Origin of the sequence: Actinomyces sp. oral taxon 849 str. F0330, assembly GCF_000239715.1 — a bacterium.
GTDB lineage: Bacteria > Actinomycetota > Actinomycetes > Actinomycetales > Actinomycetaceae > Actinomyces > Actinomyces johnsonii.
This window is the reverse complement of record NZ_JH470354.1, coordinates 116,402-137,597: the sequence shown is the minus strand read 5'-3', so window position 1 is coordinate 137,597 and position 21,196 is coordinate 116,402. Positions and strand designations below refer to the sequence as shown.

The 21,196-nt window shown below is 69.8% G+C and carries 10 protein-coding genes and 2 pseudogenes; 1 reads left to right on the top strand and 11 read right to left on the bottom strand.

Features of this window, described 5'->3' with window-relative positions; all coding sequences use genetic code 11:
- The 5 genes and pseudogenes from HMPREF0975_RS16205 to HMPREF0975_RS10035 all read right to left on the bottom strand — a co-directional run.
- A pseudogene (locus tag HMPREF0975_RS16205) lies at positions 1-1,416 on the bottom strand (hypothetical protein); the annotation flags it as partial.
- Positions 1,417-1,949: 533 nt separating this feature from the next.
- Complete coding sequence (locus HMPREF0975_RS16725) at positions 1,950-2,522, bottom strand: hypothetical protein (RefSeq protein WP_009234053.1); 573 nt, start codon at positions 2,520-2,522, stop codon at positions 1,950-1,952.
- A 599-nt stretch (positions 2,523-3,121) separates the two neighbouring features.
- Positions 3,122-3,748, bottom strand: a complete 627-nt coding sequence (locus HMPREF0975_RS10045) for a hypothetical protein (RefSeq protein ID WP_232212507.1) — start codon at positions 3,746-3,748, stop codon at positions 3,122-3,124.
- 108 nt (positions 3,749-3,856) lie between these two features.
- Positions 3,857-6,088 (bottom strand): beta-galactosidase, encoded by a 2,232-nt coding sequence (locus HMPREF0975_RS10040; RefSeq protein WP_009234051.1) that lies wholly within the window; start codon positions 6,086-6,088, stop codon positions 3,857-3,859.
- A gap of 62 nt (positions 6,089-6,150) precedes the next feature.
- Positions 6,151-8,562: a sialidase family protein gene (locus HMPREF0975_RS10035; RefSeq protein WP_009234050.1), complete on the bottom strand. Its 2,412-nt coding sequence runs from the start codon at positions 8,560-8,562 to the stop codon at positions 6,151-6,153.
- 151 nt (positions 8,563-8,713) lie between these two features.
- Here HMPREF0975_RS10035 and HMPREF0975_RS10030 point away from each other — a divergent pair, with 151 nt between their 5' ends.
- On the top strand, positions 8,714-9,712 hold the full coding sequence (locus HMPREF0975_RS10030) for a DUF4862 family protein (protein ID WP_009234049.1): 999 nt from the start codon (positions 8,714-8,716) through the stop codon (positions 9,710-9,712).
- A gap of 137 nt (positions 9,713-9,849) precedes the next feature.
- Here the strand turns inward: HMPREF0975_RS10030 and HMPREF0975_RS10025 are convergent, their stop codons facing one another.
- The 6 genes and pseudogenes from HMPREF0975_RS10025 to HMPREF0975_RS10000 all read right to left on the bottom strand — a co-directional run.
- The gene (locus HMPREF0975_RS10025; protein WP_009234048.1) at positions 9,850-13,803 is read right to left on the bottom strand and encodes a DNA-directed RNA polymerase subunit beta'; all 3,954 of its coding nucleotides are present in this window, start codon (positions 13,801-13,803) and stop codon (positions 9,850-9,852) included.
- A 176-nt stretch (positions 13,804-13,979) separates the two neighbouring features.
- A complete protein-coding gene (rpoB, locus tag HMPREF0975_RS10020) occupies positions 13,980-17,501 on the bottom strand; it encodes a DNA-directed RNA polymerase subunit beta (protein WP_009234047.1) in 3,522 nt (1,173 codons plus the stop codon).
- A 695-nt stretch (positions 17,502-18,196) separates the two neighbouring features.
- Positions 18,197-18,586: a 50S ribosomal protein L7/L12 gene (gene rplL / locus HMPREF0975_RS10015; RefSeq protein WP_003783501.1), complete on the bottom strand. Its 390-nt coding sequence runs from the start codon at positions 18,584-18,586 to the stop codon at positions 18,197-18,199.
- A 63-nt stretch (positions 18,587-18,649) separates the two neighbouring features.
- The gene (gene rplJ / locus HMPREF0975_RS10010; RefSeq protein ID WP_009234046.1) at positions 18,650-19,171 is read right to left on the bottom strand and encodes a 50S ribosomal protein L10; all 522 of its coding nucleotides are present in this window, start codon (positions 19,169-19,171) and stop codon (positions 18,650-18,652) included.
- A gap of 342 nt (positions 19,172-19,513) precedes the next feature.
- Positions 19,514-19,996 (bottom strand): DUF6912 family protein, encoded by a 483-nt coding sequence (locus tag HMPREF0975_RS10005; RefSeq protein WP_049939768.1) that lies wholly within the window; start codon positions 19,994-19,996, stop codon positions 19,514-19,516.
- A gap of 86 nt (positions 19,997-20,082) precedes the next feature.
- Positions 20,083-21,196: pseudogene (locus tag HMPREF0975_RS10000) on the bottom strand (AAA family ATPase); the annotation flags it as partial.

Below are 21,196 nucleotides of genomic sequence, written 5' to 3'. Positions count from 1 at the left end.
GCCGGTGGCCGTGTCCGTGGCGATGCTGCCCCCCGTGACCGGGTCGGTGCCGTAGACCCACTGCTGGGCCGACGTCGTCCCCGGCTGGCTGCCCGAGGTGCCGGCCAGCCAGGCCGCGCTGGCCTTCTTCCCTGCGGCCAGCGGCAGCGCCGCGGGGAAGGCGGAGTAGAGCCACATAGGCAGGAACTCCGCCAAGCCCGAGATGAGCGCCACCACGATTCCGAACGCGATGAAGGTCAAGACGTTCGGCTGGATACCGTAGTAGAGCTCGCGTGCGGCCTCGGTGCTCGAGGAGCGCAGTGGGGTGTCAGTGCCCGAGAACCGGAGCGGGAGCAGGCCGTAGAAGGCGATCGCACCCACAACCAGGGCCACGAGCGGAAGCTGCCAGGTCCGCTGCCACTGGGGCTGCCCGGTGCGGGCACGGCTGACGCCCACGCGCACCGCCGCCGCCGCGATGACGATGATCATGGCCACGAACAGCAGGATCGACCAGCTGCCGAGCCAGGTCCAGGCATAGGCATCGCCTCTCTGCTGGCCCCCCAGGGACGGCATGACGGTGGCCAGGTCCATGGCCCGATCGGTGTCTGCGGTCACACCGCCCAGGGAGCCCAGACCGAGAGCGGCGAGCACCAGGTTCGGCAGGAAGACCGGCAGCAGGAGGATCGAGGCGAAGCCCCACCCGCGGCTCAGGGCCACCCCGATGTAGGCGATGATGACGAAGATCCCGAGGACGACGCCGATCACCACGCCCAGTGCGCCCAGCTCGCGGCCGACCTGCATCACCAGGCTCGGCATCCGCTCGAGCAGCTGCCCCTTGCTGCGGGCTATCACCAGAGCGACGAAGACCACGACGGTCACCAGGAGGATCGTCATGAGGGGCGAGGAGGATACCGATACATTCGACAGCCCCATCATCTTGGTGCTCAAGGAGAAGGGGGCCGTGACCAGGCAGGCCAGCAGCGCCACGGCGAGGGCCTCTGCCCCTGCTCGCGCCACCATCGGCACGAGCGGCGCCGCAGATCCGTCGACCGAGACCCGGCGGCGCGCCAGCCAGTACACCCCGATCCCGGCGGCGGTCAGCGCCCCCATGGGGAGAAGGCCGAATGTCAGCACCACGGTCTCATAGGAGGTCGAGCCGGTCAGGACGAACTGCCCGCCCAGGCTCCAGCCCATGAGCAGGGGCAACGTGGAGAAAGTCGTCGGGAAGGTGTCCGACGTATCCATGGTCGTCATCGCCACGAGTGTCAGGATCGCGCTGACTGCCGCCGAACCGAGCACGACCGCGAGCGTCAGGGCGGTGGAGGTCAGGCCCGGGGCAGCGAACCAGGCGGTGAAGGTCTGCCCCATCGCCGAGGACGGCGCGGCCTGAGCGGCACCCGCCTGCATCTGGGGCGCCGACGCCGTAGGCGGCGCCATTCCTGCAACCTGCGGGGCGGACCCGGCTTCGGGCGCCGGAACGGTGGCGGCTGCAGGGGAGGGAGACGCAGAAGCGGGCTGCGGCGCCGGCGCGGGAACAGGAGCAGGCTCCGCCTGCGGCACTGGCGCAGGAGCAGGTGCCGGCTGCGGCGCAGGAGCAGCAGGAGTAGGCGCCGGCGCAGCGACAGGCGTTTCCGGAGCACCGGACCCCGGCGGGGGCGGCACCGGGATCGCGGGGAAGCTGCCGGTCTCAGGACCCGATGTCATCGGGGGCGGGGGAACAGATGCGCCGTCGGAGGCCGATGGTGCACCGGTTTCCCCCGGGGCCTGGGCACCACCGGTGCCGAGGGAGGGATCAGGTGGAAAACTGTTGTTGGACACAGGGCTGCCTTCGATAGGGAATCGAACAGGATAGTTCTACCCCATCGAAACTAGCCGCACACCTGTTTCATGACCTGGTCTTAACATCCGATCGTTCGGAACACCGCAACGAACAGATCGCCGGCGGGATGCTGCGGCGCCCCTTGAGCGGTCTACTGACTCTCTCCCCCTCCGGCCGGTTCTCCGTCACCCTGACTTTCGTCATCCTGCTGCCCGTCGCCCTCCTGGTCGGATCCGCCGGACTGGTCCCCCTGCTGGTCGGCGCCGTCCTGCGGGCCTCCATTCTGCTGGGCCGCCTTGTCCTTGACCGTGTTGAGGATGCTGATGATGTCCTCGCGCCCGGGGAAGGAGACTCCCGTCTGCAGGTTGTTGAGCAGCTGATCGATGTTGCCGACCTTGAGTTGGCCGGCGAAGTTCTCGGCCTCGGCCACCGTCTGGTCCTTGAGCACGCCCGCCCCGTAGTAGACGCCCGCGGCCGTCGCGGCCGCCGGCAGGAACAACGCCGCCAGCAGAAGGAGAAACGCGGGGCTCTTCGGCTTGGCCCGCACCAGGGCTGCGCAGGAGACGAAGAATGCGATGAAGGCCAGGAGCGCCCCGCCGCCCATCGCGCCGATCGCGGTCCAATTCGGGGTCCATGACTGGCTCGAGAGGATCTCGAAGACATGGAGGGTGGCCAGCAGCGTGTACGTCCCCCACCCCAGTAGTCCGGAGGCCGCCAGCACCATAATGGTCCCCCACAGGGAGCGCGGCCGTGCGACGGCGCTCGGGCGGTCGGGGAAGCGCCGCGGGCCGCACAGGCTCCGGCTCGCGCCAGGTCTCCTGCTCCGGCGCCCGGGAGGCGGGCGGAGCGGGCTCAGGACTGGCGTAGACGGGCTGCACTGGTGGGGCCGGCTCGGGGTAGACCGTTTGCATGGGCATGGCCATCGTCCTCGGCGCGGCGGGCGCGGGCTGGAGGACTTGGGTGTACTGGCTGCGCTGATCGGGCGAGGCAGCCAACTGCGGCGTCGACGTCGACGGCGGCAGGTAGCCCCAGCCCTCACCTCCCGGCGGCATGGCGATCGCCTCCGTGGCTCCCGCCTGGGCCTCAACCTGAGCAAGATCGATCCGCTCGGTGGGCCGTGCGCGGTCAACGGCCGGTTCCGCCTCGGCGGCGTCGTCGAACTGCGGTCCGCGAGAGAGGGGACGGGACACGATGAGGCTCCTTGCCAGAGAGTATCGATTGGGTCGCTACGACCACGAGGCTACGCCACCGTCGCCTCCAGCACGAGGAGCCCACGGCCACGCCGAGAACCTCACAACTCCCGGTCCGCACGCCACTCCGCCGTCAGTGCACGACGTCCTTGGCCGAGCGGATGGTCTCGACGATCTCCTCGCGCCAGGGAATCGAGAGCCCCATGCCCTCGACCTTGCCGAGGACCTCGTCCACCTGCTCGGGCTCAACCTTGCCCGCGTACTCCAGAGCCTGATTCATCGTGTGGTCCTTCAGCGCCGAGGTGCCGTAATGACCGCCGGCGGCCATCGCAGCCGCAGGAAGAACAAGGGACGCCAGGACGAGCAGGGCCGCCAAGGTCTTGGGACGGGCTCTGACCACTGCGACGACTGAGACAACGAATGCGACGAAGGCCAGGATGGCACCGGCGGCCACCACCATGACCGACGGCCAGCTGATCAGTCCCGCTCCTTGGAACACCACGTCGAAAACGCGGATCGAGGCGAGAAGGGCGTACGTCCCCCCGCCCAGAAGTGCGCAGGCCAGGACCACCATGACGACACCCGCCCGGAACGCCCTGGTGCGCCGGGGCTCGGGAGACGACGAGCCAGCCTCGGCGAGACCCGGAGCCGAAGGCGGAAGAGCCTCTGCGCCCCCGATCCCCATCCCACCTCCGGAAGAGGCGACCTGCGGGTCGAAGGACGACGAAGACGACGGCGAGAAGGATGAGGACATGGACATGGGACGCTCTTTCGGGGAATCAGAAGATAGCCGAACCCGGATGGCTCCAGCGATATCAGCATGCCACTGCGCGTACTTCCGGGAAACGGAAAGACCTCCCCATAAGCATCATCCGAGTTTCCTCGAGCGCACCACGAGCGCCGAGCGCGGGGCCAGGACCACATGGCCCGTGCAGACCTCGCCGCTGATCAGGTCGGTGCCCACGATCCCGGCCACCTCGGCGGCCCGATCGCCGTGGTTGAGCAGGAAGAGGATCTCCTCGCGCCGCTGGGCCTCGACGCCGTCGGGCAGATCGGCGACCACGGGACGGATTCGGGCGTGTGCGCACACCAGTCTCAGCAGAGCGGCCCGGCCGACGGCGTCGAGGTCGGCGGCCACGTACCAGGCCGCCCCCGGGCCTCTCACCGGGCGCCGGGTGATGGCGGGGCGCCCGGCCAGGTCCGCTCCCCCGCTGCGGCCGTCGAAAACCGCCACCACCTCGACCGGTTCTTGGCCCTGACCTGCTTCGACGCCGCCAGGGGCCTCATCGATGCGGACCTCCTCGGCCCAGCCGCCGGCGCGCAGGTCGGGGGCCGGGGTGCCCATCTGGTCCAGAACGCGGCGAAGCGGTTCGCCGACCGCCTCCAACCCCATCCAGGTCTCGGCGGCGGGTGTTCCGACGGCGCGGCTGACGCGGTTGACGAGCGCCCCTCGCGAGTCGTCCTGGCCCACCGGCCCGCTGAGGGCGGCGTGGTCGGTGACCCTCACCCCGAGCAGGGGCCGCAATGACCCGAGGTAGCCACCAAGGACCGCTCCGGCATCGGTGTCGACGACCCCGGTGGGGCCGGCCACGACGACCTGGGCGCCCGCGGCGGCGGCCCCCTCCAGGTTCCGGGCCAGTTCGGGGTAGTCGATGAAGACCTCGGGAACGACGATGAGGCGGTATCCGGCCAGGTCAGCACGCACGGGGACGATGTCGGTGGCGATCCCGGCCTCCCACAGACTGCGATGCCAGGCGCGGGCCGCCTCGAAGCGCTCCCCCGGCTCGACCGGACCGATGGTCGAGCTCAGGGCCCACTGGCTATCCCAGTCCAGGACGACGGCCGCCTCGGCGCGCACCGGCTCGCCCAGGACCGGCCCGAGCCGCTTCAGCGCCCGACCGGTGGCCACGACCTCGTCCCAGGTGCGGCCGGCGCGCCCGGCGTGGGGGACCATGCCGGAATGGAAGGTCTCAGCGCCCTGGCGCGACTGGCGCCACTGGAACTGCAGGACGCCGTCGGCGCCGTGGGCCACGCGCGCCAGGGACCACAGGAGGAACTGGCCAGGGCGCTTGGGCGAGTTGCGGCGGCGCCACTGGACGGCGCCGGGCGCCTGCTCCATGAGGATCCAGGGACGCCCGTCAGCCAGGCCGCGCATGAGGTCTCCCGCCCAGGCGACCTCATGGGCGGCGGCCGCATCGGCGGGGTCGGGGTAGGAGTCGTCGGAGATGATGTCGAGTGACTCAGCCCAGCGCCAGTAGTCGGTGGCCGGGAAGTCGCCCATGAAGTTGGTGGTCACCGGCAGGCTCGAGTGCGCGCGCAGGATGCGGGCCTCGGCCTCCATGAGGCTGCGCAGCTGGTGGTCGCTGAAGCGCCTCCAGTCCAGGAGCTGGGCAGGATTGTGGAAGGTGGGCATGGCCGCGGGAGGGCAGACCTGCTCCAGGCTCGTGTAGCGCTGGGACCAGAAGTCGGTACCCCAGGCGGCGTTGAGGCGCTCGACGTCGCCGTAGCGGTCCGTCAGCCAGGCCCGGAAGGCCCGGGCGCAGGCGGGGCAGAAGCATTCGGCGGTGTGGCAGCCGTACTCGTTGCCGATGTGCCACATGACGACGCCGGGGTGGTCGCCCAGGCGTTCGGCCAGCACTTCGGCCAGGGCGGCGGAGCGCTCCCGGTAGACGGTCGAGCTGGGGCAGTACTGCTGGCGCGAGCCCAGGCCCAGGCGCACGCCGTCGGCGCTCATCGGCAGGGACTCGGGGTGGTCGGTCGCCATCCAGGCGGGCGGGGAGGCGGTGGCGGTGGCCAGATCGACGGCGATGCCGGCGTCGTGGAGGCGGCCCACGATCTCCACCAGCCAGTCGAGCTCGTAGGAGCCCTCGCGCGGTTCGAGGCGCGCCCAGGAGAAGATCCCTAAGGAGACCAGGTTGACGCCGGCCTCGGCCATGAGTTCGAGGTCCTCGGCGAAGGTGGCCTCGTCCCACTGCTCGGGGTTGTAGTCGCCGCCGTAGGCGGGACTGGTCAGCCCCAGCAGCTCGTGGGGCGCGGGTCGGCGCAGGCCGCCGTCAAGTGCGGGCCGGGAGGTGGGGACTGAGGACACGGAGCTGGTCATGTGGCGATTGTCCCCCACCGCGCAGGCGGTCGGTGCCCAGGCGGGGCGGACCGCTTGGGGATTCAGGAGATCGTCGAGCGGGACTCGGTCAGCCAGGCCAGGGGCACCGTGGTGAGGAACAGCCCCTGCCACTCGCGCTCCCACAGCAGGGCGATGTCACCGCCGGGCAGCTGGGCCATGCACTGGTAGACGTAGTGGCGCGGGTTGATGACCCGGTTGTGGGGCCAGGTGGCGCCATCGTCGTGGCTCAGGCGCATGACGCCGCAGCCGCGGAAGGGCAGCATCTGGGAGGCGTTGGCGAAGACGATGCTCCTGCCGCCCGCCTTACCGGCGCTGGCGGCGTCATGAGCGCCGGTGACGGCGATGGCATTGGGCTGGGAGAAGATCTCGGTGAGCTGGGCGTCATAGTCGACCTCGTCCCAAGTGGCGCCGCCGTCGCGGGAGACGGCATGGGCGACCCGCCCGGAGGGGTGCTGGTTTCGGGCCCAGACGTGCACGGCGCCGTCGGATCCTTCGACCAGGACGGACTCATACAGGCTGGCCCGCTCGTCGGCCAGGTCGCGCGAGGAGACGACGGCGCCCAGGACCTCGCGCCCGTCATTGGGAGAGGCGCCCAGGGTCCAGGTGGCTCCGCCGTCGTCGGAGTAGATGGCGGCGCAGGACAGGTGGCCGGTGCCTCCGGCCTCGTGGCTGTAGTAGACGGGGGCGAGGATGCGCCCGGCGTGCTCCGACCCGGCCAGCTGGATGGCGTTGCCGGGGCCGGTGCCCAGGAAGCACATCCAGTCGGCCTTGACCTGGGCGGTGATGTCGATCGGCTCGGACCAGGTGGCGCCGTCGTCGTCGGAGGTGATCATGAGCAGGTGGGAGCTGCGGTGCTGGAAGAGGCAGTCCTCGGGGGCCTGCTCGTAGGCGAGGTAGATGCTGCCGACCGCCTCGCCGCCCAGGAGGACGTCACCGGCGCGGGCGCCGGCGACGGTCTCATCGCTCGGGACGATGCGGTAGTCGGTGGGCTCGCCCGCGGCGGTGATGACGGCGCCGCCGGGCTCGACGGCGAACAGCTCGCCAACGCGGTTGTGCAGCACGCGGCGCCCCTGGGCGTCGAAGCCGGTGCCCACGGCGGCATTGGGCTGGCCGATGCCGCCGGGGAACTGGTCGACCAGGCAGATGACGCGCCCAGTGGAGCGGTCCTGAACCAGGACGGAGTCGATGAGGGAGGCTCCCAGCGCCCCGGTTCCCGGCAGCGAGAGGAGGGTTCGCATCTCCTCCCAGGTCTGCCCGCCGTCGAGGCTGCGGCGCATGACGAGGTTGATGTCGTTGGGGGCGTCGTTGGGGATGGAGACTCTCTGGTCGGCGCCGGCCAGGACGACGCCGCTGTCGAGGGTCAGCAGGGAGGGGATCCGGTAGGACTCGGCGCCGTGGTAGCCGGTGTCGAACAAGGCGCGCGTGGGCAGCGGGGCGGCGCCGGCCAGGCGCTTGATCTGGGCGTCGGTGAGGGCTGCGTCGTAGACCATGGCGGTCTGGGCCTCGCCGAAGAGGCGCTTGCCGTCCAGGTCTGCGCCCACGACCACGCGGGCCACCGGCGCGATGTCGGCCAGGAAGGCGCCGCCGGGGGCGTGGGCAACCTGGTAGCCGTCGACGTGGATCTCCACCGCGCCGCGCCCCGAGGTCACGACGACGTCGTGCCAGGTCCCGTCGTCCCAGTGGCCCGGGGCGCGCACCTCGATGAGGGGCTCGGTCTCGTGCGAGTCCGCTCCGGGCAGGACCCGGTAGGCCAGGCCCTGCGCATCGATGTCGAGGTGCAAGGTGCCGGCCCGGCCGCTGGCGGCGACGACGGTACCGGCCTGGCCACGGCCGCGGGTGCGGAAGAGAGCGCGGATGGCGCCGGTGGTCAGGTCCCCGGCGCGGCGGGCGTCGCGGGCAGAGAGCTCGCTGGCCGCGAACTGGACCAGTGGGACGGCGGCCAGGGACTGGGCCATGACGGCGCGGTCGCTGAGCGGTTCGGCCCAGGCGGCCAGGCGCGTCACCGTCGTGATCCCGTCGGGGTCGATGCTCACGCCGGTCAGGCCGATCTGGGCGAGGAAGGCGGTCAGGGTCGTGGAGAAGCACTCGTAGCCGTCGGCGTAGAGATGGGTGCCGGTGTCGTTGACGCTCAGGGCGATCGTGTGGGGGCGGCCGTCGTCCAAGCCCAGAGCGTCCTCGGCGTCGAGAATGCGACGTTCGACGCCGACCTGCTCCCCCGTCCCCGTCTTCGGCGAGCCGTTGGGTCCGAGGATTTGCTCGCCGTAGAGGCGCCCGGCGCGCACAGACAGCGTGATCCTCCCGTTGGAGCCGGCGAGAGTCATGAGGGTGGCGTCGGCCCGGACGGCGGCGTCGAGGAGGATCGTGCCGCGCTCGCAGGCGGCCAGGGCGGCGAGGTCGCGCTCGCCGACGCTCAGGGGGGAGGAGGTGTCGGATGCGGTGAGATCGAAGAGCATGGCTTGAGTCCCTCGGGCCGGCATCGAGTGCCCGGCAGTGTTCCGCGACTGATCGGCGCTGAGCGCAACGGTGCGCCACCACGCCCTTCAGTCATATGATGTCTGATGTATCGCGCACTGTAGCACGATCCCAGAACCTCAAGGAGACCACATGTCCGCCGCCTCAGAGAATCGGTCTGCGAACCGAGCCGAGAACCAGGCTGAGAACCACGCTGAACGCCGAGTCGTACCGGTCGTCGTCGGCGCCTACCCCATGCTTCCCCCCGACGACGAGGACCGCCGGGGAGCCGCCGCCCTCTACGGCGCGCTGGCCGACCTCGGCTGGGTCGACGGCATCGAGCTGCCCTTCCGGGAGGCGCTCGATGCGCCCGAGCCGTGGCTGGCCGAGCAGCTGGCGGGGCGCTTCACGCAGTGCGTCGTCACGGCAATCCCGGGAACTATGGGCCGCACCGGAAAAGACCCCGCCTTCGGCCTGGCCTCCCCCGACGACGCCGGACGCGGCCGGGCGCTGGCCTACACCCACTCGCTGCTCGAAGCGGTCGACCGCCTGCACCAGGCCGCGGGGCAGCAGGTCGTCACCCGGGTGGAGCTGCATTCGGCGCCCCACCACCAGGCCGATGCCGAGGCCTTCCACGCCTCCTTAGGCGAACTGACCGAGGACTTCGCCTCCCGGAGCCTGGGCATGATCGTGGAGCACTGCGACGCCGAAGGCGGCGTGGGTCCTTCGGAGAAGGCCTTCCTGCCGCTGTCCCAGGAGATCGCCGCCTGCAGAGACACCCCGGCTCTCATCACCGTCAACTGGGGCCGCTCGGTCATCGAGACCCACGACCCGGACACTCCGGAGAGCCACGTGCGCGAGCTGGTGGAGGCCGGCCGCCTGGGTGGCGTCATGATCTCGGGCGCCGGCCCCGAGGAGACCCAGTGGGCCTGGGCGTGGGCCGACGCGCACCTGCCGCTGGCCGAGCACGAGCCGACCAGCTGGCTCACGCCCGAACGGGTGGCCGCCACCATGCGCGCGGCCGGTTCCGCCCAGGCGTACGAGGGCATCAAGATCAATACCCCGGCCGGCGCCTCCCTGGAGGAGAAACTGGCCTGGGTCTGCCGCGTCCGCGAGGCCATGCTCGCCGGACTCACCGAGCCCACCGACTGAGCACGCCGGGCTCATCCCTTACCGCGTCGCCGGTTCTTCCGCCGCCCACAACACAACAGTGTCCGGCCCGCGCCCCAGCTGGGGCGCGGGCCGGACACCATGGGAGCCGCTAGTAGCGACGCTCCTGAGGAGATCGACTAGAACTCGACGTCCTCGCTGCTGGAGAAGCCGGTGCGGAAGTCGTTGGAGAAGTCCGCGCGCAGGTCGCCACCGAAGTGGAAGTCGTCTAGGGCGACGGACTCGCCGAAGACATTGTCCCCCAGGTCCACGCGGGAGAAGACCTCGGCCTTGACTTCCTCGGTGGGCTCGACCTCGATGTCCGAGTAGCGGGCCAGACCCGTACCGGCGGGGATGAGCTTACCGAGGATGACGTTCTCCTTGAGGCCCAGCAGCGGGTCGGACTTGCCGTTCATGGCGGCCTCGGTGAGCACGCGCGTGGTCTCCTGGAAGGAGGCGGCGCTCAGCCAGGAGTCCGTGGCCAGCGAGGCCTTGGTGATTCCCATGAGCTCGGTACGGCCGGTGGCGGTCTTGCCGCCCTCGGCCATGACCCGGCGGTTCTCGGCGCGGTAGTGCATGACGTCGACCAGGTCCCCCTGGAGGAGGTTGGTGTCCCCGGAGTCCAGTACGGTCACGCGGCGCAGCATCTGGCGCACGATGACCTCGATGTGCTTGGAGTGGATGTCCACGCCCTGGGAGCGGTAGACCTCCTGGACCTCCTCGACGAGGTGGCGCTGGGTGGCGGCCACCGAACGAAGGCGCAGGACCTTCTTGGGGTCGACCGGGCCCTCGGTGAGGGCCTGACCGGGCTCGACGTGGTCGCCGTCGGTCACCAGCAGGCGCTGACGACGCGAAACCGGGACGATGACGTCCTCCTCGCCGTCGTCGCGGGTGATGACCAGGCGCTTGCCGTCGGCGTCGTCCTCGATCTTGAGGGTGCCGGCGGCCTCGGCCACGGCGGCCTCGCCCTTGGGGGTGCGGGCCTCGAAGAGCTCCTGCACGCGGGGCAGCCCCTGGGTGATGTCGGCGGCGCCGGCCGCACCACCGGTGTGGAAGGTGCGCATGGTCAGCTGTGTGCCGGGCTCACCGATGGACTGGGCGGCGATGATGCCGACGGCCTCACCGATGTCGACGCGCTTACCGGTGGCCAGCGAACGGCCGTAGCAGGCGGCGCAGGTACCGACGTTGGAGTCGCAGGTGAGCACGGAGCGGACCGTGATCTCCTCGATGCCCGCGTCGATGGCGGACTGGATCTCGGCGTCGCCGAGGTCGGTACCGGCTTCGATGACGAGGTTGCCCTCGGCATCGATGGCGTCGCGCGCCAGGGTGGTGCCGAACACAGTGGTGCCCAGGATCTCCGAGGGCTCCTTGATGAGCTCGTCGCCGGCCTCGATCCAGGAGAAGATCCTCTTGGTCAGGCCCTTGCGGGTGCCGCAGTCCTCCTCGCGGACGATGACATCCTGGGAGACGTCGACCAGACGACGCGTGAGGTAGCCGGAGTCGGCGGTCCGCAGCGCCGTGTCCGCCAGGCCCTTGCGGGCGCCGTGGGTGGCGATGAAGTACTCCAGGACGCTCAGGCCCTCGCGGTAGTTCGACTTGATCGGGCGCTCGATGAGGCGCTGCTTGGGGTCGGCCACCAGGCCGCGCATACCGGCGAGCTGGCGGATCTGGTCCCAGTTGCCTCGGGCCCCGGAGACCACCATCTGGTAGACGGTGTTGCGCTGCGGGAAGTTCTCGCGCATGGCCTCGGCGACCTCGGCGGTGGCCTTGGTCCAGATGTCGATGAGCGAGGCGTAGCGGTCGTCCTCAGTGAGGGCACCGAGCTCGAACTGCTCCTCGATCTCGGCGGCCTCGTTCTCGTAGCGAATGAGGATCTCCTGCTTGGCCTCCGGGGAGACGACGTCGGCGAAGGCGACGGTGATACCGGACCAGGTGGACCAGTAGAAGCCGTTGGCCTTGAGGGCGTCCAGGGAGGCGGCCACCTCCACGCGGGAGTAGTTCTCCGCCAGGGCGTTGACGATGTTGCCCAGCTGCTTCTTGTCCACGACGTAGTTGACGTAAGGGAAGGTCTCGGGCAGCGAGGTGTTGAACAGTGCCCGGCCCAGCGAGGTGCGCAGGGTGAGCGGGTCGCCCTCGTTCCAGTCCTCGGGCGGCTGCCAGCCCTCGGGCGCGGCGATGCCCTCCTCGAAGCGGATGTCGCAGGCGGCGTTGACGTGGAGCTTGCCGAAATCGTAGGCCATGACCGCCTCCGCGAAGGAGGAGAAGGCCGGGACGATCTCGTTGCCCTCGGCGTCGCGCTCGACCTCGACCGCCGGGTCGGGGTCGGAGGTGAGGTAGTAGGTGCCGATGATCATGTCCTGGCTGGGCATGGTCACGGGGCGCCCGTCGGAGGGCTTGAGGATGTTGTTCGAGGACAGCATGAGGATGCGGGCCTCGGCCTGCGCCTCGGCGCCCAGCGGCAGGTGGACGGCCATCTGGTCGCCATCGAAGTCGGCGTTGAAGGCGCCGCACACGAGCGGGTGCAGCTGGATGGCCTTGCCCTCGATGAGCTGGGGCTCGAAGGCCTGGATGCCCAGGCGGTGCAGGGTGGGGGCGCGGTTGAGCAGCACGGGGTGCTCGCGGATCACCTCGGCCAGGACATCCCAGACCTTGGGGTTGGCGCGCTCGACCATGCGCTTGGCGGCCTTGACGTTCTGGGCCTCCTTGAGCTCGACGAGCCGCTTCATGACGAAGGGCTTGAACAGCTCCAGGGCCATCTGGCTGGGCAGACCGCACTGGTGCAGCTTGAGCTGGGGGCCGACGACGATGACGCTACGGCCCGAGTAGTCCACGCGCTTGCCCAGGAGGTTCTGGCGGAAGCGGCCCTGCTTGCCCTTGAGCATGTCGGACAGGGACTTCAGCGGGCGGTTGCCCACGCCGGTGACCGGGCGGCCGCGGCGGCCGTTGTCAAACAGGGCGTCGACGGCGTCCTGGAGCATGCGCTTCTCGTTGTTGACGATGATCGTCGGGGCGCCCAGGTCCATGAGCCGCTTGAGGCGGTTGTTGCGGTTGATGACCCGGCGGTAGAGGTCGTTGAGGTCGGATGTGGCGAAGCGGCCGCCGTCGAGCTGGACCATGGGACGCAGGTCCGGCGGGATGACCGGGATGTTGTCCAGGACCATCGACTCCGGGGCGGTGCCGGTCATGCGGAAGGCGTTGACGACCTTGAGGCGCTTGATGGCGCGGGTCTTGCGCTGGCCGGTGCCGTTCTCGACGATCTCGGCCAGGGCGGCCGCCTCGGCCTCCAGGTCGAAGCTGCGAAGACGCGCCTGAATGGCCTCGGCGCCCATGGCGCCCTTGAAGTAGATGCCGTAGTCGGCGACCATGTCGCGGTAGAGGACCTCGTCGCCCTCCAGGTCGCCGACCTTGAGGCTCACGAAGCGGTCCCACACCTTGTCCATGTGCTCCAGGGCGCGCTGGTTGCGACGGCGCATGGCCGTGATCTCGCGCTCGGCGGTCTTGCGGAGCTTGTCGCGCTGGGAGGCCTCGGCGCCCTCGGCCTCGAGCTGGGCGAGGTCCTCCTCGAGGCGCTGCTGGCGGGCCTCGGCCTCGGCCTGGCCGGACTCCTCCAGGTGCTTCTTCTTGACCTCGAGCTCGTTGCGCAGCGAGGGCAGGTCGTCGTGACGGCCCTCCTCGTCGACCTCGGTGACCATGTAGGCCGCGAAGTAGATGACCTTCTCCAGGTCCTTGGGCGCGAGGTTGAGCAGGTAGCCCAGGCGCGAGGGGACGCCCTTGAAGTACCAGATGTGGGTGACCGGCGCTGCGAGCTTAATGTGGGCCATGCGCTCGCGACGCACCTTGGAGCGAGTGACCTCAACCCCGCAGCGCTCGCAGACGATGCCCTTGTAGCGCACGCGCTTGTACTTACCGCAGGCGCACTCCCAGTCCCGGGTGGGGCCGAAGATCTTCTCGCAGAACAGGCCGTCCTTCTCGGGCTTGAGGGTGCGGTAGTTGATGGTCTCGGGCTTCTTGACCTCGCCGTGGGACCACGAGCGAATGTCCTCCGCGGTGGCGAGGCCGAGCTGGATCCTGTCGAACACGTTGGCGTCGAGCACAGTTCCTACTTCCGATGGTGAATCTCATCAGGTGGTGGTCTGGGGCGTTCCGTCGTCGTTGTTCCATGACTCCGACGGCGCCTGCGAGCCTGGTGGGAGGGCGGGCGGCGGGCCTGCCGCCCGCCCTCAACCGGGGCTCGATGAAGTTGTCACGAAGTCGTCACCGGGGTGGCCACTCAGATCTCGTCGACCGTGGAGGCGGTGGCCCCGCCTGGGCGCCTGCCCAGGTCGAAGCCGAGCTCCTCGGCGGCGCGCGAGCCGTCGTCGTCGGTGTCATCCAGGGCGATGGCGCTGCCCTCGGCGTCCAGGGCCTCGACGTTCAGGCACAGCGACTGCATCTCCTTCATGAGCACCTTGAAGGACTCGGGGATGCCGGGCTCGGGGATGTCCTCGCCCTTGACGATGGCCTCGTAGACCTTGACGCGGCCGTTGACGTCGTCGGACTTGACGGTGAGGAGCTCCTGGAGGGCGTGGGCGGCGCCGTACGCCTCCATGGCCCACACCTCCATCTCGCCGAAGCGCTGACCACCGAACTGGGCCTTACCGCCCAGCGGCTGCTGGGTGATCATGGAGTAGGGGCCCGTGGAGCGGGCGTGGATCTTGTCGTCCACGAGGTGGTGGAGCTTGAGGATGTACATGTAGCCCACCGAGATCGGGTACGGGAAGGGCTCGCCGGAGCGGCCGTCGAACAGGCGCGCCTTGCCGTTGGGCTCGACCAGCTGCAGGCCGTCGGAGGTCGGCAGCGTGGAGTTCAGCAGACCCATGAGCTCGTTGTCGCGCACACCGTCGAAGACGGGCGTGGCCACGGGCGTGCGGGGCTCGGCCTTGATGCCGTTCTCGGGCAGGTGCGCGGTCCAGGCCTCGCCGGCCTCGTGGGCGGCGGTGGCGTCCCAGCCGCGGGAGGCCACCCAGCCCAGGTGCAGCTCGAGGACCTGACCGACGTTCATACGGCTGGGTACGCCCAGCGGGTTGAGGATGACGTCGACCGCGGTGCCGTCGGCCAGGAAGGGCATGTCCTCCACAGGCAGGATCTTGGAGATGACGCCCTTGTTGCCGTGACGGCCGGAGAGCTTGTCACCCACGGTGATCTTGCGACGCTGGGCGATGTAGACGCGCACCATGCGGTTGACGCCCGCGGGCAGCTCGGCGTCGTCGGAGGTGGCGTCGATCTCGCGCACGCCGGTGACGATGCCGTACTCGCCGTGGGGCACGCGCAGGGAGGTATCGCGGACCTCACGGGCCTTCTCGCCGAAGATGGCGCGCAGGAGGCGCTCCTCGCTGGTCAGCTCGGTCTCGCCCTTGGGGGTCACCTTGCCCACGAGGATGTCGCCGCTGCGGACTTCGGCGCCGATGCGGATGATGCCGCGCTCGTCGAGGTTTGCCAGGGTCTCCTCGCTGACATTGGGGATGTCCCGGGTGATCTCCTCGGCGCCCAGCTTGGTGTCACGGGCGTCGACCTCGTGCTCCTCGATGTGGATCGAGGTGAGCATGTCCTCGGCGACCACACGCTGGGAGACGATGATGGCGTCCTCGTAGTTGAGGCCCTCCCAGGTCATGAACGCGACCAGGAGGTTCTGGCCCAGGGCCAGGTCGCCCTCATTGGTGGCGGGGCCGTCGGCCAGGACCGAGCCGACCTCGACGCGCTCGCCCTCGGTGGCCACGACCCGCTGGTTGTAGCAGTTGCCCTGGTTGGAGCGGCGGAACTTGGCGACCTTGTAGACCTTCTCGGTGCCGTCGTCGTTCGCCACGCGCACGAAGTCCGCGCAGACCTCGGTGACGACACCGGCTTTGTCCGCCACGAGGACGTCGCCGGCGTCGACGGCGGTGCGCCGCTCCATGCCCGTGCCCACCAGCGGGGCGTCGGGGCGGATGAGCGGCACGGCCTGGCGCTGCATGTTGGCGCCCATGAGGGCGCGGTTGGCGTCGTCGTGCTCGAGGAAGGGGATGAGGGAGGTACCCACCGACACCATCTGGCGCGGCGAGACGTCCATGAGGTCGACCTGCGAGGAGGGCAGGAGGGCCGGCTCGCCGCCGGTGACGCGGCACAGGACGTGGTCCTCGGCGAAGTGGCCGTCCTCGGTGAGGGTGACGTTGGCCTGGGCGATGACGTGGCGGTCCTCGTCATCCGCCGTCAGGTAGTGGGTCTCATCGGTGACCTGGCCGTCGACGACGACGCGGTAGGGGGTCTCGACGAAGCCGAAGGGGTTGATGCGCCCGAAGGTGGCCAGCGAGCCGATGAGGCCGATGTTGGGTCCCTCGGGGGACTCGATGGGGCACATGCGCCCGTAGTGCGAGGTGTGGACGTCGCGGACCTCCATGGAGGCGCGCTCACGGGACAGACCGCCGGGGCCCAGGGCGCTCAGGCGGCGCTTGTGGGTCAGACCCGCCAGCGGGTTGTTCTGGTCCATAAACTGGCTGAGCTGGGAGGTTCCGAAGAACTCCTTGATCGAGGCCGTCACGGGCCGGATGTTGATCAGCGTGTTCGGCGTGATGGCCTCGACGTCCTGGGTGGTCATGCGCTCGCGCACCTGACGCTCCATGCGGCTCATGCCGGTGCGCACCTGCGCCTGGATGAGCTCGCCCACGGCGCGGATGCGGCGGTTTCCCAGGTGGTCGATGTCGTCGTACTCGACGGCGATCTCGGTGATCTCTCCATCGCGCACGCCCTCGACGGTCTCCGCGCCGGCGTGCAGGGCCAGCAGGTAGCGCAGGGCCGCGACGATGTCCTCGATCCGCAGGGTGGACTCGGTCAGGTCCGAGGCCAGGCCCAGCTTCTTGTTGATCTTGTAGCGGCCAACCTTGGCCAGGTCGTAGCGCTTGGGGTTGAAGTAGAAGTTCTCCAGCAGGGTGCGGCCCGCCTCGACGCTCGGCGGCTCGCCGGGGCGGATCTTCTTGTAGATGTCCAGGAGGGCCTCGTCCTGGGTGGTGATCTTGCGGTCCTCGTCCAGGGCGGAGGTCAGGGCCGGGAAGTCGGCGAATTCTTTGCGGATCTCCGACTCGTCCATGCCCAGGGCCAGCAGGAAGACGGTGACGTCCTGCTTGCGCTTGCGGTCGATGCGCACGGCGACGCGGTCGGACTTGTCGATCTCGAACTCGAGCCAGGCACCGCGCGAGGGGATGAACTTGACGTTGTAGACGTACTTGTCCGTGGCCTTCTCGGTGGTGCGCTCGAAGTACACGCCGGGCGAGCGCACGAGTTGGGAGACGACGACGCGCTCGGAGCCGTTGACGATGAAGGTGCCCTTGTCCGTCATGAGCGGGAAGTCGCCCATGAAGACCGTCTGGGACTTGATCTCACCGGTGGAGAAGTTCTCGAAGTCCGCCACCACGTAGAGGGGGGCCGAGTAGGTGAGGTCCTTCTCCTGGCACTCCTCGGCCGTGTACTTCGGCTCCTCGAAGCGGTGGTCGTGGAAGGACAGGGCCATGGTCTCCCCGAAGTCCTCGATCGGGGAGATCTCGTCGAAGATCTCCTCCAGACCGGAGGTCTCGGGCAGGGAACCCGGATGCGCCTTGTTGGCGGCGATCATCCGCTCGCGCCACCTCTCGTTACCGACGAGCCAGTCGAAGCTCTCGGTCTGGAGGGCGAGCAGATTCGGAGCCTGCATGGGCTCAGCGATCTTGGCGAAGTTGATACGACGCGACGCGGTACGAGCGGCGATGTCAGCGGCAGTGGGTACAGAGGTGCGCGAGGCAGCCAAAGGGGGATCCTTCCCTCAGATCGGGGATCACACAACGCACACCGCGAGCACCGGGTTGAGTAGAATCTGCCTCGTCGGGCTCGCGCCCGCCGGGGTTCCACCGGGCCGAGGCCCGCGCGGAAGGCAGATACTCCTCGCGCCAATACACACAATGCACGCAAAGCGCTAGCGTACACGGCCAGCGTCAAGGACTCTACGCCGATTCTCACCCGATCCTTGCGATTCCCACCACAGTCACGCATACTGCCCCGCCCGCGCCCTCCGCGTGACCTTATTCCCTCTGTACGGGCGGCTCTCTCATCGGCTGCCGGCAGGCTCGCGACAGGCCGCTGCCGCCCCTTCGCACCTCCCGGCCACCCCCATTCCCGCAGCTGACACCGCTATCGCCGTCGAGAACGTACCTTCCATTCGGCAACTGCGTTCTCCCGCAGACCACTGGGGGCCGGCATCAGTCATCTGCAGGACATCGCAGTTCTCGCAGAGAAAGTACGTTCCGATCCCCCCCCACCCTCCCCGCCAGGCCCGCCGACGCCGGCAGTGGCCAGAACCCAGCCCGACGACGTCGACGCAGGCCGACACCGCAGCACCCCGGCACGTGACCGGGTCCCGTCCACCTGATGGTGGACGGGACCCGGTAATGCTGGATTCCCCGGCCGTCGGCGGCGCTCAGGCCGCGTCAGGCAGCGGGGAGAGACTCACTTGAGGGTGACGGTGGCGCCAGCGCCCTCGAGCTGCTCCTTGGCCTTCTCGGCGGCCTCCTTGTTGGCGCCCTCGAGGACGGGCTTGGGAGCGCCGTCGACGAGCTCCTTGGCCTCCTTCAGACCGAGGGAGGTCAGGGCACGCACCTCCTTGATGACCTGGATCTTCTTGTCACCGGCGGCCTCAAGGATGACGTCGAACTCGTCCTTCTCCTCGGCTGCAGCCTCGCCACCGGCGGCGCCGGGGGCGGCGGCAACGGCCACGGCGGCCGGAGCGGCGGCGGTAACGTCGAAGGTCTCCTCGAAGGCCTTGACGAACTCGGAGAGCTCGATGAGGGTGAGCTCCTTGAACTGCTCGATGAGCTCTTCGGTGGTCAGCTTCGCCATGATGGGCGTTCCTTCCTTATCTGGTTCCTGCGCGCGCAGGGTTGGTGGATGACGCGTGCGGCCTCAGGCCGCGGTCTCCTGCTTCTCGCGCAGGGCGTCGACGGTGCGCACGGCCTTGGAGGCCGGTGCGGCGAAGAGGTACGCAGCCTTGGACAGGGACGCCTTGACGGCGCCCGCGGTCTTGGCGAGCAGCACCTCGCGGGACTCGAGAGAGGCAAGCTTGTCAACGCCCTCGGCGGACAGCACGGCGCCGTCCATGACACCGCCCTTGATGACGAGCTGCTGGTTGTCCTTGGCGAAGTCACGCAGAGCTTTGGCAGCCTCGACCGGCTCACCGGTGACGAAGGTCAGGGCGGAGGGGCCCTTGAGGTCGTCGGCGAAGCCCTCGAGCCCGACCTGGCGGGCAGCGATCGCAGCAAGCGTGTTCTTCACCACGGTGTACTCGGCGTTACCGGCGAGGGAACGACGCAGCTCCTTGAGCTGGGCGACGCTCAGTCCCCGGTACTCAGTCAGCAGGACCGCGTCGGCCTGGCGGAACTTGTCCGCCAGAGCAGCGACGGCTGCTTCCTTGTCAGGCCGTGCCATGGGCCCTCCTTCCGTGGTATGCCGCAGGGCCCACACCACTGGAAAAGCCCCGCGCCGGTGGGCACGGGGCTCACTCCGGGCACACCCGGAGGGGGTCACGTTCTCACCTGCGCCGGCTCCACCTTCAGTGGACTTGGTCCCGCCGGAGCGGGAGACCTGCGGTCTTTGGCAGTGAGCACCATACCCAGTGGCACGGCCCGTCGCGCAAGGCGGGCCGCCGTGGAACTGGTCACTGGGCGGGCTGCCGAGACCAGCCCCAGGGGCATTGGAGTACAACAACGGGACCGAAGGTGCGAGCCACGGGGGCGAAACCGGCATCCGCCCGTGCCGCCCAGAGCCGCGTCAGACCCCCAGGCTCTCGGCCAGCGCGTCGCGCTCGGTAACGTCGTACCAGAGCAGGTCGGCTTCGGCCGCGCGCTCGAAGGCGTCCTCGTCGCCGAGTCGGGCGGCCCGCACGTCGGCCTCCGCCCCGGCCTCATCCACGAGCAGGGCGGCAACGTCCTCCCAGAGGATCTCGCCACTCACCTCGACCGATCCGGGCAGGGTGTCCCCCTCGACTGCGAGCTCGCGCACGCGCTCAGCGTCGACGTCGGCGGCGATGACGATGCGCCGGCCGGCCAGCCCCTCGGACCCGGGCTCGGCCAGCAGGACGAGGGATGCGTCAGCGGCGCACAGCGAGGCGGAGACCTCCAGACCCTCCTCGTCCTCCTCCGGAAGGGCGCGGGCGAGGGCGGGGGTCGCGGCGTGGGCCGGGCACGGCTCCTGCGAGGAGCCGAGGGCGGGGGCGCGCAGGTGCGCGGCGGTGGCGGGAAGGTAGATGCGCATGGCCCCAGTCTGCATCACCGGCCGTGCCCCGCTCGACGTCGTCGACCGCCCGGGCACGCAGGGCTCGCGACCGCATGCACCGGAGGTCAGTGCCCGTGGTGCCCGGTTCCTGGCGGCGCCGTCGGCGGGCCGCCGTCATCTCGCCCACCGCCTCGATCGACTCCCGGAGTCGGGCCAGGGTCGTCGGTCGCCCCGTGGATCGGCTCCGGCCCCGTCCAATACGGCGGTGGCGGCGGAGGGGGCGGCGGCGGTGCCGGACGAGGAGGTTCCGGCTGCCGGGAGCGCTGCGGTGAGAGCACGGCTCCTCGGGGCGCCGGGGAAGCCGACGTCTGAATCCCGGCCGTCCGAGCATTCCGACGCCGCGTGCCCTTGCTGCGCGTGGCAGAGCCGGTCATCCCTCCGGCTCCAGTCGCCCGCTCCGCGGAGTCGCGCCTTCTGCTACGCCTACTGCGCCGCAGCAGCGGCCGGCGCGAGGAGCGGGCCTTGCGGGCGGTACCCGCCTGAGGGTCGATCCGGTCGACTAGGGCACTCAGCGCCTTACCCAGCGCGCTTCCGGGGGCTCCCTCCAGGACGCTGCGCCCCTGGAGCAGGCAGGCATCGGCCGTCGCCGCGTCGTCGGGCAGCAGCACGATGTCCTCCAACCCGCCAAAACGCGCTAAGGCCTCCCGCAGCGCTTGCTGGGGAGAGGGCCCCGCGGCCGAGGCCCGCACCCGGTTGACGACGACCTCGACCCGGCCGGTGGGCGTCACGGACGAGCCCACCTCGTCCAAGAGCTGGAGCAGACGGCGCACCCCGACCGGGTCCGCACCACCGACCACCAGGACGACGTCGGCATGGGACACCAGGTCGGCGGTCACCGCCCCGCGTCCGGGCTCGAGCGTGAAGTCGTCGATGTCGTCGTCGATGACACCGCCGGCGACATCTACGACGGTCCAGGCCGCGGCCCGACGGCACTGCAGCCACACCTCGGTCATGGAGGCCGGTGGCAACTCCCGCCAGCGCCCGGCCCGCCCCAGACCCCCCAGTAGGGAGAGCCCGCCACCCACGGGGGCCAGGACCCGCTGAAGACTCTCGGCGTCGAGGCGTCCGTGAGTGGCCAGGCGGGCGGCCCCGGCCAGGGCCGAGGAGTCCTCCGCCATGCCGAGGAGCTGGACCAGACTGGGGGCCTCAACGTCGGCGTCCACGAGAATCGCCCTGCCG